We start from the raw sequence: 13,503 nt of genomic DNA, 5'->3' as shown, positions 1-13,503 counted from the left end.
CACAGGCCGATTTGAGAGGACGAATGATTGCCGCCTTGATGGGCCTTCTGGCGTGCCAGCTGACGGGTGAGCTGCTGGCCCGCCTGCTCGGCCTTCCGGTGCCCGGCCCCGTGCTCGGGACGATCCTGCTGTTCCTGGTCCTGATGGCCCGGGGCAGGATTCCGGACACGCTGCGCGACGTGTCGCGAACCTTGCTGGCCAACCTGTCCCTGCTGTTCGTTCCGGCCGGGGTCGGCATCGTCCAGCATCTCGACCGCCTGCGCGGCGAGTGGCTCGGGATCGCGGCCGCGGTGTTCGGCAGCACCGTGCTGACCATGGTGGTCGCGGTGCTGGTCTTCCGCGGCGTCTCGCGCCTGACCGGCGCCGATACGGCGGCATCGGACCGGGGGCGGGCATGATCACCGACGTCATCGAACCGGCGATCCAGGACGTCTGGGTCTATCTGACCGCCCGCCCGCTGGTCTGGCTGACGGTCACGATCACCGCCTACCTGATCGGCCAGTGGCTGTTCGAGCGGGCCGGCCGCCGGCCGCTGGTCAATCCCGTCGCGATCGCGGTGGTCCTGCTGGTGGCGCTGCTGATGGTGACCGGGACCGATTACCAGACCTATTTCGACGGAGCCCAATTCGTCCATTTCCTGCTGGGGCCGGCCACGGTGGCGCTCGCCGTGCCGCTGTTCCAGAACTTCGCCCAGGTCCGGCGCGCGGCCCTGCCGATGGTGGCGGCGCTGGCGGCGGGATCGGTCACGGCGATCCTCTCGGCGGTCGGCATCGCGATGCTGTTCGGCGTCAGCCTGGAGACGTCGCGCTCGCTCGCCTCCAAGTCGGTCACCATGCCGATCGCCATGGGCATCACCGAGCAGATCGGCGGCATCCCGTCCTTGACCGCCGTCGTCGTGATGATAACCGGCATCATCGGGGCCATGGTCGTGACGCCCCTGATGGACCTGCTCCGGATCGGCGACTGGCGGGCGCGCGGCTTCGCCGTGGGCGTGGCGAGCCACGGGATCGGCACGGCCCGGGCGTTCCAGGTCAACGAGATCGCCGGCACCTTCGCCGGGATCGCCATGGCGCTCAACGGCATAGCGACCGCGATCATGGTTCCGCTGCTGATTTCCCTGCTCGATTGAGCGATTTTTGTGCTGCGTGCTCCCCGGCTTTGCCCCCAAACTGGGCTTGGCGAAGATAATCCGGCTGATGCCGTCCGGTTCAGGGAGGAACGCGTGGACACTCCGCAGGCCCGCAATCCGGCGCCGCCCGTGGCGCCGCTGGTCGTCGTCCTGGAGGGCGGCTTCGGCAGCTATGACAGGGAACGTGACGTCCTGCGGCCGTTCGGCGCCAGCCTCGTGGAGCGGGCCTGCCGCGGCGACCGGGATCTGCTGAACGGTGCGATTCGCACGGCCGACGCGGTGCTGGTACGCGAATGCCCGCTCGACCGAGCCGCTTTCGAGGCGATGGAGCGGTGCCGGGTGGTCGTCCGTTACGGCGTGGCGCTCGATACGATCGACCTGGCGGCCGCGGCAGAGCGTCGCATTCCGGTCGCCCACGTGCCGGAGTTCGGGGTGGACGAGGTCAGCAACCACGCGCTCGGCCTGCTGCTTGCGGTAGCGCGGCGCATCACGGCGCGCGATCGGGACGTGCGGTCCGGCCGTTGGAACGTGGCTCGGGCGGAACCGATGCACCGGCTGGCCGGCGGCACGCTTGGGTTGATCGGCTATGGCAGGATCGGGGCGGCCTTCCATCGCAAGGCCGCCCCCCTGGGCTTCGCCCGGACGCTTGTCCACGACCCGGCCCTGGCCGAGGCGCCGGAGGGGACGGAACTGGTCCCGCTCGGTCGGCTCTGCCTGGAATCGGACGTGATTTCCCTGCATGCGAGCCTCGGCGCGGAGTCGCGCCACCTGATCAACCGCGCCATGATCGGCCTGATGAAGCCCACGGCCATCCTGCTCAACACGGCCCGCGGCGGCCTGATCGACGAGGCGGCGCTGGTCGAGGCCCTTATAGAGCGCCGCCTGTTCGGTGCCGGGCTGGATGTCTTCGAACGGGAGCCGCCGGGAGCCGACAACCTGCTGATGCAGGCCCCGGGAGTCGTCATGACCGATCATACCGCCTGGTATTCCGAGCAGTCGGTCGCCGATCTCCAGCGTTCCGCGGCCGAGGAGATCGCCCGGGTGTTCGGTGGCGGCAAGCCCCTCAACTGGGTCAATCCCTGGCAGGACGGCGCCTGACGCCGCCCGCCCGGCCGCCGCGCAACCGGGTTGCGCGGCGGCCGGCTCTGGGCGACCATCGCGCCGGTTTCGTCCAGGGGGAACGGTCATGTCGGGCTTGCAGGGCGATGGAGCGTCGAGCGACCTGGAAGTCGTCGATCACCTGATGAACGCGATGATGGCCCAGGCCACCGGGGGCGTGTCGCCCGCGGCGGTGATGCTGGCCTGGATGGATTGGGCGCTTCATATCGCCTCCTCGCCGGCCAAGCAGATCGCCCTCGGTCAGAAGGCGGTCAGCAGCATGGCCCACTGGGGCGACTATGTCGCCGGTGCCGCCGCCGGCCGCAGTCCCCCGCCGGTCGCCGAGCCGCACGCGGGCGATCGGCGCTTTTCCGCCCGGGAATGGAGCTTCTGGCCGTTCAACGCGATGGCGCAGGGTTTCCTGTTGACCGAGGAGTGGTGGAACGCCGCCACGACGGGCGTCTCGGGGGTAAGCCGGCGCCACGAGAACCAGGTGAATTTCATGGCGCGCCAATGGCTGGACCGGCGCGCGCCGTCGAATTTCCTGCCCACCAACCCCGAGGTGCTGGCCTGCACCCTGCTCGAGTCGGGCGGAAACCTCGTCCGGGGCGCCCGCAACCTGATCGAGGACATGCAGCACCAGATCGGCGGCGAACCGCCGGTCGGGACGGAGCGCTATCGCGTCGGGCGCGACATCGCGGCGACGCCCGGCCGGGTGGTCTTCCGCAACCACCTGATCGAGTTGATCCGCTACGATCCGGCCACGCCGCAGGTCCGGGCCGAGCCGCTGCTGATCGTGCCGGCCTGGATCATGAAGTACTACATCCTCGATCTGTCGCCCGAGAACTCGCTGGTCCGGTACCTGGTGGGGCAGGGCCATACCGTCTTCATGGTCTCCTGGCGCAATCCGACCGAGGAGGACCGCGACCTCGGGATGGATGCCTACCGCACCGACGGCGTCATGGCCGCGCTGGACGCGATCGGCGGCATCCTGCCGGGGCGGCGCATCCATGCCTGCGGCTATTGCCTGGGCGGCACCATGCTCGCGATCACCGCCTCGGCCCTGGCGCGCGACGGGGACGACCGCCTCGCGTCGGTGACACTGCTCGCCGCGCAGACCGACTTCACGGAAGCCGGCGAGCTGACCGTCTTCATCGACGACAGCCAGATCGCCTATCTGGAGCACATGATGTGGGCCCGGGATTTCCTGGACACCACGCGGATGGCGGGGGCCTTCCAGCTCCTGCGGTCCACCGACCTGATCTGGTCGCGTCAGGTGGAACAGTATCTCAAGGGCCGCCGCGAGCCGGCCAACGACTTGGTCGCGTGGAACGCGGACCAGACGCGCATGCCCTACCGCATGCATGCGGAGTACCTGCGCAGCCTGTTCCTGGAGAACCAGCTGATGGGCGGGCGCTTCCTGGTCGACGGCCGGCCGGTCTCGCTCAGCGATATCCGCGCCCCGATCTTCGCGGTCGGCACCACGCGGGACCACATCGCACCCTGGCGGTCGGTCTACAAGATCAACCTGCCGACGGACACCAAGGTGACCTTCGTGCTGACCACCGGCGGCCACAATGCCGGCATCGTCAGCGAGCCTGGCCATCGCGGCCGCGGCTACCAGATCGCCACCCGCCGGCCGGAGGACCGCTACGTCGATCCCGACACCTGGGTCGAGTCGGCACCCCGCCGGGACGGCTCCTGGTGGCCGGCCTGGTCCGAATGGCTGGTGGAGCAAGGCACCCCCGACCTTGGATCGCCGCCGCCTGCGGGCGAGGGATTGGGAGCCGCGCCCGGAACCTATGTCTTCCAGAAGTGACGGCGAGGGCAGGCCGAACCGGCAAGCCGCAGCCTGGGGGATTATCGCCAAAGGCTTAGCGAATCTTAACCAGAAAGGCCTAAAGCTCCGGGTCCACCGGACTTTGTCGAACGGACCCGATGAACGATATCCTGAACCGGCAGCTGCTCAGCGTCACCGGACTCGTGCAACTGGAGAAACGCATCCGGCGCGCGGCGACGCCGGAGGAATTCGGCTTTCTGGTCGTCAACGAAACCCATGCCCTCGTGCGGTATCGTCAAGCGATCCTGTGGCGGCGCACGGGCGTCGGCAACGGCAAGGTATCCGCGGTGTCGGGCCTGGCGCTGCCCGACGCCAACGCCCCTTTCCTGGTTTGGCTGTGCAAGCTGCTGAAGCACCTGGACTCGAAAGCCGGGGCCGGCGGCGCCATCGAGGCGGTCGACGCCTCCCTCCTGCCGCCGCACCTCGGGGAGGACTGGAGCGAATGGTTGCCGCCCCATGCCCTGAGGATTCCCCTGGACGGCATCGACGGTAAGTGCCTGGGCTGCCTGCTGCTGGTACGGGACGAGCCTTGGACCGACCACGACCGCCATCTCATGGCCTATCTGGGCGACGCCTACGCCCATTCCTGGGCGGCTTTGCTGGACCGGCACCGCGGCCGCCGAACCGCCTGGGCGGATCGGCGGAAGGGGCGGCTGAGCTTGATCGTCCTTGCGCTCGCGGCGGGCCTTGCCTGGATCCCCGTCCGCCAGTCCGCCCTGGCCCCCGCGGAGGTCATACCGCGGGAGCCGGTGGTCGTGCGGGCACCGATCGACGGGGTGATCGACCGGTTCGAGGTGCGGCCGAACGAGCTGGTCGCCGAGGGGCAGTTGCTGCTGGCGCTCGACCCCGCCCGGCTTCAGAACCGGCTGGACGTCGCCCGCAAGGCCCACGAGGTCGGCGAGGCCGAGTACCGGCAGGCCGCGCAGCAGGCCGTGTTCGACCCGCGCAGCAAGACCAACCTGGCGATCTTCCAGGGCCGCATGGAGCAGAACGCGGCCGAGGTGGCCTATCTGGAAAGCCTGCTGGACCGCATCGAGGTCAAGGCGCCGCGCCCGGGGATCGTGATCTTCGACGACGTCAACGACTGGATCGGCAAGCCGGTCTCGATCGGCGAACGCATCCTGGTCGTCGCGGACCCGGGCGAGATCGAGCTTGAAATCCACCTGCCCGTCGCGGACGCCATCGCGCTGGAGCGGGGGTCGGAAGTCACCCTGTTCCTCAACGTCGATCCGCAGCACCCGATCGCCGGCACGCTCACCTTCGCCAGCTATCAGGCCGGTCCCACGCCGGAAGGCGCGCTCGCATACCGCCTCAAGGCCAGCCTTTCCGCCGATGCCGCCCGGCCGCGCATCGGCATGAAGGGCATCGCGAAGGTCCACGGCGAGGAAACGACGTTGTTCTACTACATCATGCGTCGCCCCCTGGCGGCGCTGCGCCAGCGGCTGGGCCTGTGACCGCCGCGGTCGGCCTGGGCGGGGGACAGCAACCCGCCCGCCTGCTGCCGCTTCGGGAGGAACTGACCCTCCATGCCGGACCGCGGACCCGGGACGGCGCGCCCACCTGGACGCTGCACGACCCGGCCAACAACCGCTTCTTCCGGATCGGCTGGCTCGAGTTCGAGATCCTGTCGCGCTGGGATTCAGGCGACATGGAGGCGATCGCCGCGGATGTCCGGCGCAGGACCACGCTCGACGTCTCGGTCGACCATGTCGAGACCGTCGCCCGCTTCCTGATGGCGAGCAACCTGCTGCAGGCGCGGGGCGAGCCGGCGATCGAACGGCTGCTCCGGCAGGCGGCGTCCGTGCGCACGGGGCCGGCCAAATGGCTCCTGAAGAACTACCTGTTCGTCCGCATACCGCTGGTCCGCCCAGACCGCTTCCTGAAGTGGGCGTTCCCGCTGGTCGCGTGGATGTTCACGCGCGGATTCGTGGCGGCTGCGGTCATGGCGGCGCTGATCGGAGGATATCTGGTGCTGCGCCAGTGGGATGCGTTCCTCGGCACCTTCCCGCACTTCTTCTCCCTCGAAGGAGCGATCCTCGCCGGGGTCGCGCTGACCGGCGCCAAGATCCTGCACGAACTGGGGCACGCCTTCACCGCGCACCGTTTCGGCTGCCGGGTGCCGACCATGGGTGTCGCCTTCCTGGTACTTTGGCCGGTGCTCTACACCGACACCAGCGAAGCCTGGAAGCTGCCGTCGCGGCACCGCCGGCTGGCGATCGGCGCCGCCGGGATGGCGGCCGAACTGGCGCTGGCCGCCGCGGCGACCCTGGCCTGGAGCTTCCTTCCGGACGGCCCGGTGCGCAGCGCCGCCTTCCTGCTGGCCACGAGCACCTGGCTGCTCACCCTGGCGATCAACCTGAACCCGTTCATGCGCTTCGACGGCTATTACCTGCTGTCCGACTACATGGACATCCCCAACCTCCAGGACCGCTCCTTCGCGCTGGCCCGGTGGCGCCTGCGGGAGATGCTGTTTGGCCTGGGCGATCCCGCGCCGGAGCGATGGCCCAGGCACACCCGGCGGGTGCTGCTGGCCTATGCCTACTGCACCTGGATCTACAGGTTCTTCCTGTTCCTCGGCATCGCGCTGCTCGTCTATCACCTGTTCTTCAAGCTGCTCGGCATCTTCCTCATGGTGGTCGAGCTGGTCTGGTTCATCGCCCGGCCGATCTGGGGCGAACTCAAGGAGTGGGGCATGAGGCGCGATCGCGTCCGACTGAACCGGCACAGCCTGGCGACCTTGGCGGCGCTGGGCTGCGTCGTGGCGCTGGTGCTGGTCCCGTGGCGCAGCGCCGTGCCGGCGTCGGCGATCCTGCGCGCGGAGCAGCAAATGAAGCTGTTCATCCCGCGTGCCGCCCGGCTGGAGGAGGTGCGGGTCCGGCCCGGGCAGGTCGTCGCCGCGGGGGAGGTGCTGTTCACTTTCCGGTCGCCCGACCTGGAGCATGATCTGGCCCAGGCAGAGCGGCGCGCCGAGCTGTCGCGCTGGCAGGTCCAGTTCCAGGGCATGAGCCGGGACCTGCTGGAGCGCAACCAGGTCTCGTGGCGGGAACTCGAAGGCGCGCTGGCACAGGCGGCGGGCTACCGGAGCGAACTGGCGCGGCTTCAGGTCACGGCGCCGATGGCGGGCAGGGTGGTCGAGCTGGCGGACCCGCTCCGGCCCGGCGAATGGCTGACGGCCAACACCCCCCTGGCGACGGTGATCGATCCTTCCTCGGCCATCCTGGAGGCCTACGTCGCCGAAGCGGATCTGGCCCGGATCTCGGTGGGAACGCCGGGTGTCTTCCATCCCGACGACCTGGGCCGGCCGTCGGTGTCCGGAACCGTCGTGGCGATCGACGACGGCAGCAGCCGCGCCTTGCCGGAGCCGGTGCTGGCGTCGATCCATGGCGGGGACGTGGCGGTGCGGGATGTCCGCGGCGCCGGGGATAGCCTGATCCCGGAAAGCCCGGTCTATCGCGTGCTGATCCGCCCCGACGCCGGGCTCTCCGCACCCGACCGGGTCGTTCGCGGCCGGATCCTGCTGCAGGGCGAGCGCGAGAGCGTGATAGCGCGAACCTGGCGGTTCGCCGTCGGCGTGCTGATCCGGGAAAGCGGTTTCTGACCGGGTACGCGCGGGCCGTCGCCCCAGCCCGGCGGCGTTCCGGGCAGGGGAGGCTCAACGTTTCGGCTTGAACGCCGGAATGAGAGGTTTCGCCGCTGCCGAGACCGAGACCCGTCCGACGCCGGGCAAGGCGGGTTTCATCTGGGGTCGGGGGATCTGCAATCCCGCCGCATCGGCCGGGGGCGGAGCGGGAGCCGGCACCGCTGGAGCCGCCAGGGCGGCCGGCGCCCGGGTCACCGCGGCGGCGGCCGGAACCGACACCGGCAAGGCGGCCGGCAACGCTTGGCCGGCCGGCGGAGGAAGGGAGGGGATCCCGGCGGCTTCCAGATGGGTCATCCAGCTTCGCCGCGTCGCCGGCCGCTTGACCGGGCCGATGCCGACCGAAGCCAGCTGCGCGTCGGTGAAGGCCTGGGCCAGCAGCGCCTCGGCCCGGCGCTGGCTGACCGGCGGCATGCCGCGCCAGAGTCTCTGGGCATCGCGCGCGGCCGGAGCGGAGCCGTCCAGGGCGGCGGCGGTGTACCAGCGCAATGCCGTGGGCGGATCCCATCTCACGCCGATGCCCCGGTCGTACAGCCGGCCCGCCACCTCGGCCGCTTCCGCGTCGCCCGCGCCGGCTCTCGCCAGGAGGGCGTCCACTGCGGAGTGCGGTACCGTCCCGGTCTCCATGGCGTCGAGAACCGCCACGGTCTCGGCGGCCCGCGCCGAGGCGGAAACCGGGGCAAGCAAGGAAACCGCCGGGATCATCAGCGAAAGCACGACGGAAATCGAGCACCAGCGCGAAGGGATGGGCATCTTCAGGATCCAAGCGTGCGGAGTGGCCAAGCATGCGGGGTGGGGCATGCTGCCGCAGGATAGGCAAACTGTTTTGAGAGTTGGTTAACCCCCCATGCGACGCTTCCTGCCGGCCGTGCAGGAACCTATCCCTCCGCTCGGGGGTTGGGTTTGCAAAAACCCCTCCAATACAGACTTCGGAGACCCGCGATGCGTACGACGGTCACCCTCGCCGCCACCTGTTTCCTGGCCTTCGCCGTGCCGGCCTGGGCACAGCAGGCGACCAGCCCCACCAGCCCCACGACCCATGGGAACCTGCCGGCCCAGGAAGGGCCGCTGGCGACCACCGGCGAGGTCGAGAGCCTGATCGGGACGGAGGCGGTGGCGGCCGACGGCCGCAGGGTCGGCACGATCGAGAACCTGCTGGTGGCCCCCGACGGGCGGATCGACTATGTCGTGCTGGAATGGGGCGGGGTGGCCGGAATCGGGGAGCGGCAGGTGGCCGTCCCCTGGAACGAGGTCGTGCTGAGCGACGGCAACCGGCAGGCCGTGATCGACAAGACCCGGGCGCAGCTCGAGGAGATGCAGCGGTACGATCCGGATGTTCCGGCCGCGGCCGGCATCGACTCCAGCATCCGCCCGTTGCGCTGAGCCGCTTCCCAGGGATGACGAGCTTGGCGGGGACCCGGCCTAAAGGGTCCCCGGCACCCGGTAGCCTTGCCGGGCGCGCGCCTCGAGTTCCTCATTGTCGACGATCCGCTTGCCGATCGGCCACAGCGAGATGATCGCCAGCTTCAGGTGAGCCCAGGCGAACGGGATCCCGATGATGGTCAGCGCAAGCGCTATGGCGGTCATCACATGGCCCAGGGCCAGCCACCAGCCGGCGAGCAGGAACCAGATCACGTTCCCGAGGAAGCCGAGCGGGCTGGTGCCCAGGTCTTCGCGGCCGTCCCACTCGTCGCGGGAGACGGCGGTGCGTCCGAACGGCATCAGCGTGTAGTTGGCGATGTTGAACGCCGAACGGGCCCAGGGCAGTCCGATGATGGTGATCGCCATGATCACCGCGGCGAACAGCCAGGCCGCAGCCATCCAGATGCCGCCCGTGACGATCCACAGGATGTTCAGGATCAGGCTGACAGGATTCATGAAATCTCTCCTTTGCCGCTGATATGGGGAGAATTCATGATGTTTCCATGGCTTGACACCCTGTTGCGGAAGAGCTCCTACGACGAAAGATCGGTGGCAAAAACGTCGTAAGGTGGTTGCTTCGGCGAACGAAACGGCCTATTGCTCTGTTCATCCGTGCATGGACCGGCGGCTTCGGCTGCCGTATCCGCACTCTACTCTGGAGCTTCGCGTGAGCGACAACGGTCCGACTAGCTAGGCGGCCGGGCGTTTTCTCATCGTCCGTCCGCCTCTGAAAAGAGAATTGAAAGGATGTGACGATGACGCGCAATCTCGCTGTCGAGTTTCGGATCGCGGCCAACACCCTGCGCCGCCTCACCGGCAACCCCGATCCCCGCAAAGCCGCCCGCGCCCAGGAGATCCTGGCCGACAAGGGCCTGTTCCGCGAATTCGTCGACCAGCGGCACCGGGCGCTCCGCACCCGCGCCGATGCCCTCGCGGAGGGCGACAGTAGCCGTTTGACCTGGTTGGCGGCTTGAATACCGGATCCTGACCACCGGCTTTCGCACGGGCAGAGAGGGCGTCTTTCGCACGGGCAGAGAGGGCGTCTTATGATGCCTTTCCCGCCCGCCGCGTATCAGTCTACCAGCTTCAGCCCGACGATGCCGGCGACGATCAGGCCGATGGAGGCCAGCCGTCCGGCGGTCGCCGGCTCGCCGAACAGGACGATGCCGAGCACGGCGGTACCGAACGCCCCGATCCCCGTCCAGACCGCGTAGGCGGTTCCGATCGGCAGGGTCTTCAGCGCATAGGCCAGCATGACGAGGCTGGCGGCCATGGCGATCAGCGTCAGGATGCTCGGCCACAGGCGCGAGAATCCCTCCGTGTATTTGAGACCGATCGCCCAGCCGGTCTCCAGCAGGCCGGCCACCAACAGGATCACCCACGCCATCGTACTTCCTTCTTCCTTTTTCTTTCGTGATTCGGCGGACGCCGCAGACCTTCACCGTAGCGGATCGGACCCTGCCGTCCTAATCTGCGGCACGATCGCAGCAACGGATCCACCATGAAGATATTCGGCATCGCCGGCTGGAGCGGCAGCGGCAAGACAACGCTCATGGTCCGTCTTCTGCCCGAGCTGATCGCCCTGGGCCTACGTGTTTCCACAATGAAGCATGCCCATCACGCGTTCGACGTCGACCAGCCGGGCAAGGACTCCCACAACCACCGCAGGGCCGGAGCCACCGAGGTGCTGATCACCTCGGCCAACCGCTGGGCCCTGATGCACGAGAACCGGGGAGAGCCCGAACCCTCGATCGAGGAATTGGTCAGGCACATGACCCCGGTCGATCTCCTGCTGATCGAGGGCTTCAAGCGCTCGCCCCACCCGAAGCTGGAAGTATTCCGCCGCGCCACCGGCAAGCCGCTGCTGGCGCTGGAGGACCCATCGGTCGTCGCGGTCGCCTGCGACGGCCCCGTGCCCGAAGTGGCCGTTCCCGTGCTCGACCTCAACCAGCCCGCCGTTATTGCCCGCTTCTTAATGACGCAGTGCGGCATGACGGGGCGCGACATTGCAGCCGGCGCGGGTAATTAGCGCCGCCGATCTATTGTTTCGCGTCCGAAACCCATTGATTCCTCACGGGGCAATCGTATCATTAGGCGGCAAGTTCGGCGCTGCGGCCGTACGGTTGTTATGAACGGTCCTGATACCTGCGGGGCGTGAGGAGAAGCGGATGGCGACCCTGTCTGAGGTCGGGCACGAGGAGGACGGAAGTCCCGGCGCTCCGATTGCGGATGGCACGGTTTCGTCGATCGGCTTCCACGGATTGCTGATGCCGGGAACTGCCGTCCACGCAACTCCGCTCTACGCGATCCTGGACCTGGCGGGCGATGCCTTCGTGGTGATCGATGCGCAGTTCCGGATCGTCCTGTTCAACCGCGCGGCGGAGCGGATCTTCCAGTACGACACGGCCGACGTGATGGGGCGGTCCGTCCACATGCTGCTGCCGGAACGCTACAGGTCCCAGCACGGCAGGCAGATGGGGGAGTTCCGGGCCCACTCCGGCGGCTCCCGGCTGATGGGGGAGCGGCGGCAGATCTGCGGGCTGCGGCGAGACGGGACCGAGTTCCCGGCCGAAGCCTCGATCGCCTGGGTCAACCTGGAGGGGGGCGGGGCCTACGTGGTGGTCCTCCGCGACATCACGGAACGGACCCGCGTCGAGCAGCAGACCGCCCGTTTCGGCCGCATCATCGAGCAGTCGATCAACGAGATCTTCGTCTTCAATGCCGAAACTCTCCGGTTCGTGCTGGTCAACCGGCAGGCGCGCGAGAATCTCGGCTACTCGGCCGAAGAGATGATGCGCATGACGCCGATGGACCTGAAGTTCGAGTTCGGCGAGGACGCCTTCGCCGAATTGCTCCGTCCGCTCCAGGACGGCACCATGGACGAGATCTGCTTCGAGACCTTCCACCAGCGCCGCGACGGTTCGACCTACGAGGTCGAGGTCAGGGTCCAGCTTCTGCGCAACGAGACGCCGCCCGTCTTCGTCGCGATCGGCCGGGACATCACCGAACGCTCCCATTTCGAGACGCTGATCCGGCGGCAGTCTCTCTACGACGCCCTGACCCTGCTGCCCAACCGGACGCTGTTCACCGAACGCCTGTCGATCGCCGCGGACGAGCGCCAGCAGGACGGCGGCCACGGCGGGCTGCTGCTGATCGACCTGCTGGGGTTCCGTATGGTGATCGACAGCATGGGGCGCGCCGCCGGCGACCAGGCGATCCAGGAAGCCGCGCGGCGGCTGGCCGGCTGCCTCCGGTCCACCGATACGCTGGCGAGGCTGGAGGCGTCCGAGTTCGCGGTGCTGGCTCCCAATATCGACCAGTCCGCCCGCATCGGCGTGCTGGCCGACCGGATCACGGCCGCCTTCGAGGCACCCCTCGAACTGGACGGGATCGAGGTCAAGCTTTCTCCCGCCCTCGGGATCACCACCTTTCCCGGCGACGGGGTCGATTCCGACATCCTGATGCGCAATGCCGACGCCGCGCTCTGGAGCGCCCGCGAGGCGGATCCGCCGCACAAATGCTTCTACACCTCCGATCTCGACACCGAGGTGAACACCCGGATCGCCATCAAGTCGGGCCTGGCCCGCGCCCTCGACCGGGGCGAGTTCTCCCTGGTGTTCCAGCCCAAGGTCGATCTCAGGAGCTGGACCGTCTGCGGGTGCGAGGCCCTGCTGCGCTGGCGCAGCGCGGATCTCGGAAACGTCTCGCCGGCCTCCTTCGTGCCCGTGCTGGAGGAAACCGGCCTGATCATCCCCGTCGGCGAGTGGGTCCTGGAAACCGCCTGCCGCCAGTGCCGGCTGTTGATCGACCGGGGCTTCCCGAAGATCCGCATGGCGATCAACCTGTCGGTCCGGCAGATCAGGCCCTCCTTCCCGGCAACCCTGACCGACATCCTGGAGCGGACCGGGCTGAAGCCCGACGATATCGAGCTGGAGATCACCGAGAGCGTCGTGATGAAGGACAGCGTCGAGGTCGTCCAGCTTCTCCAGGAACTGGCCGACATGGGGGTCCACCTGGCGCTCGACGATTTCGGCACCGGCTATTCGTCGCTCAGCTACCTCAAGCTGATGCCGCTGGAGACCATCAAGATCGACCGCTCTCTGATCACCGACATCGCCACCGGCGCCGAGGATGCGGAGATCGTCCGCGCGGTGATCGACATGGGCCATTCCATGTCCCGGCGCATCGTCGCCGAAGGCGTCGAGACCGAACAGCAGCTCGCGCATCTGCGCCGCCTGGGCTGCGACGAGATCCAAGGCTACCTGTTCAGCCGCCCGATCGCGGGTCCGGACCTGATGAAGCTGCTGGAAGACTATTCAACCTATGCCTGATGGCTAGGGGGCTTCGATCAAACCTACCCGCTTGCATAATATTGCC

At 68.3% G+C, this 13,503-nt stretch carries 13 protein-coding genes; 10 read left to right on the top strand and 3 right to left on the bottom strand.

Annotated features, from left to right (window positions below; translation table 11 throughout):
• Positions 1 to 23: 23 nt before the first annotated feature.
• From IGS68_RS18225 to IGS68_RS18200, 6 genes are all read left to right on the top strand, one after another.
• Positions 24 to 398, top strand: a complete 375-nt coding sequence (locus tag IGS68_RS18225) for a CidA/LrgA family protein (RefSeq protein ID WP_201072321.1) — start codon at positions 24 to 26, stop codon at positions 396 to 398.
• A complete protein-coding gene (locus tag IGS68_RS18220; protein WP_201072319.1) occupies positions 395 to 1,129 on the top strand; it encodes an LrgB family protein in 735 nt (244 codons plus the stop codon). The genes IGS68_RS18225 and IGS68_RS18220 overlap by 4 nt, the downstream gene beginning before the upstream one ends.
• Before the next feature lie 93 nt (positions 1,130 to 1,222).
• Positions 1,223 to 2,227, top strand: coding sequence for a C-terminal binding protein (locus IGS68_RS18215; protein ID WP_247880958.1), 1,005 nt, complete (start codon positions 1,223 to 1,225; stop codon positions 2,225 to 2,227).
• A gap of 88 nt (positions 2,228 to 2,315) precedes the next feature.
• Complete coding sequence (locus IGS68_RS18210) at positions 2,316 to 4,046, top strand: PHA/PHB synthase family protein (protein WP_201072317.1); 1,731 nt, start codon at positions 2,316 to 2,318, stop codon at positions 4,044 to 4,046.
• 119 nt (positions 4,047 to 4,165) lie between these two features.
• The gene (locus IGS68_RS18205) at positions 4,166 to 5,521 is read left to right on the top strand and encodes an efflux RND transporter periplasmic adaptor subunit (protein WP_201072315.1); all 1,356 of its coding nucleotides are present in this window, start codon (positions 4,166 to 4,168) and stop codon (positions 5,519 to 5,521) included.
• Positions 5,518 to 7,665: an efflux RND transporter periplasmic adaptor subunit gene (locus IGS68_RS18200; RefSeq protein ID WP_201072313.1), complete on the top strand. Its 2,148-nt coding sequence runs from the start codon at positions 5,518 to 5,520 to the stop codon at positions 7,663 to 7,665. Before IGS68_RS18205 ends, IGS68_RS18200 begins: the two co-directional genes overlap by 4 nt.
• Before the next feature lie 54 nt (positions 7,666 to 7,719).
• Here IGS68_RS18200 and IGS68_RS18195 read toward each other — a convergent pair whose 3' ends face one another.
• Positions 7,720 to 8,457: an SEL1-like repeat protein gene (locus IGS68_RS18195; protein ID WP_201072311.1), complete on the bottom strand. Its 738-nt coding sequence runs from the start codon at positions 8,455 to 8,457 to the stop codon at positions 7,720 to 7,722.
• A 189-nt stretch (positions 8,458 to 8,646) separates the two neighbouring features.
• Between IGS68_RS18195 and IGS68_RS18190 the strand changes: the two genes are divergently transcribed.
• Entirely contained in the window at positions 8,647 to 9,087 is a 441-nt protein-coding gene (locus IGS68_RS18190) for a PRC-barrel domain-containing protein (protein WP_201072309.1), read from the top strand.
• A 39-nt stretch (positions 9,088 to 9,126) separates the two neighbouring features.
• Here IGS68_RS18190 and IGS68_RS18185 read toward each other — a convergent pair whose 3' ends face one another.
• Positions 9,127 to 9,582: a YccF domain-containing protein gene (locus tag IGS68_RS18185; protein ID WP_201072307.1), complete on the bottom strand. Its 456-nt coding sequence runs from the start codon at positions 9,580 to 9,582 to the stop codon at positions 9,127 to 9,129.
• 299 nt (positions 9,583 to 9,881) lie between these two features.
• Here IGS68_RS18185 and IGS68_RS18180 point away from each other — a divergent pair, with 299 nt between their 5' ends.
• The gene (locus IGS68_RS18180) at positions 9,882 to 10,100 is read left to right on the top strand and encodes a hypothetical protein (RefSeq protein ID WP_201072305.1); all 219 of its coding nucleotides are present in this window, start codon (positions 9,882 to 9,884) and stop codon (positions 10,098 to 10,100) included.
• A 98-nt stretch (positions 10,101 to 10,198) separates the two neighbouring features.
• Here the strand turns inward: IGS68_RS18180 and sugE are convergent, their stop codons facing one another.
• Positions 10,199 to 10,513 (bottom strand): quaternary ammonium compound efflux SMR transporter SugE, encoded by a 315-nt coding sequence (gene sugE, locus IGS68_RS18175; protein ID WP_201072302.1) that lies wholly within the window; start codon positions 10,511 to 10,513, stop codon positions 10,199 to 10,201.
• 114 nt (positions 10,514 to 10,627) lie between these two features.
• On the opposite strand from sugE, the gene mobB reads away from it, so the two are divergent.
• Together mobB and IGS68_RS18165 are read left to right on the top strand one after the other, a co-directional pair.
• Positions 10,628 to 11,155, top strand: a complete 528-nt coding sequence (mobB, locus tag IGS68_RS18170; RefSeq protein WP_201072300.1) for a molybdopterin-guanine dinucleotide biosynthesis protein B — start codon at positions 10,628 to 10,630, stop codon at positions 11,153 to 11,155.
• A 139-nt stretch (positions 11,156 to 11,294) separates the two neighbouring features.
• Entirely contained in the window at positions 11,295 to 13,457 is a 2,163-nt protein-coding gene (locus IGS68_RS18165; RefSeq protein ID WP_201072298.1) for a putative bifunctional diguanylate cyclase/phosphodiesterase, read from the top strand.
• Positions 13,458 to 13,503: the final 46 nt, after the last annotated feature.

It is taken from the genome of Skermanella sp. TT6, from assembly GCF_016653635.2.
Lineage (GTDB): Bacteria > Pseudomonadota > Alphaproteobacteria > Azospirillales > Azospirillaceae > Skermanella > Skermanella cutis.
Note: the sequence above shows the minus strand (reverse complement) of the source record. Positions and strands in the feature narration are given on the sequence as shown.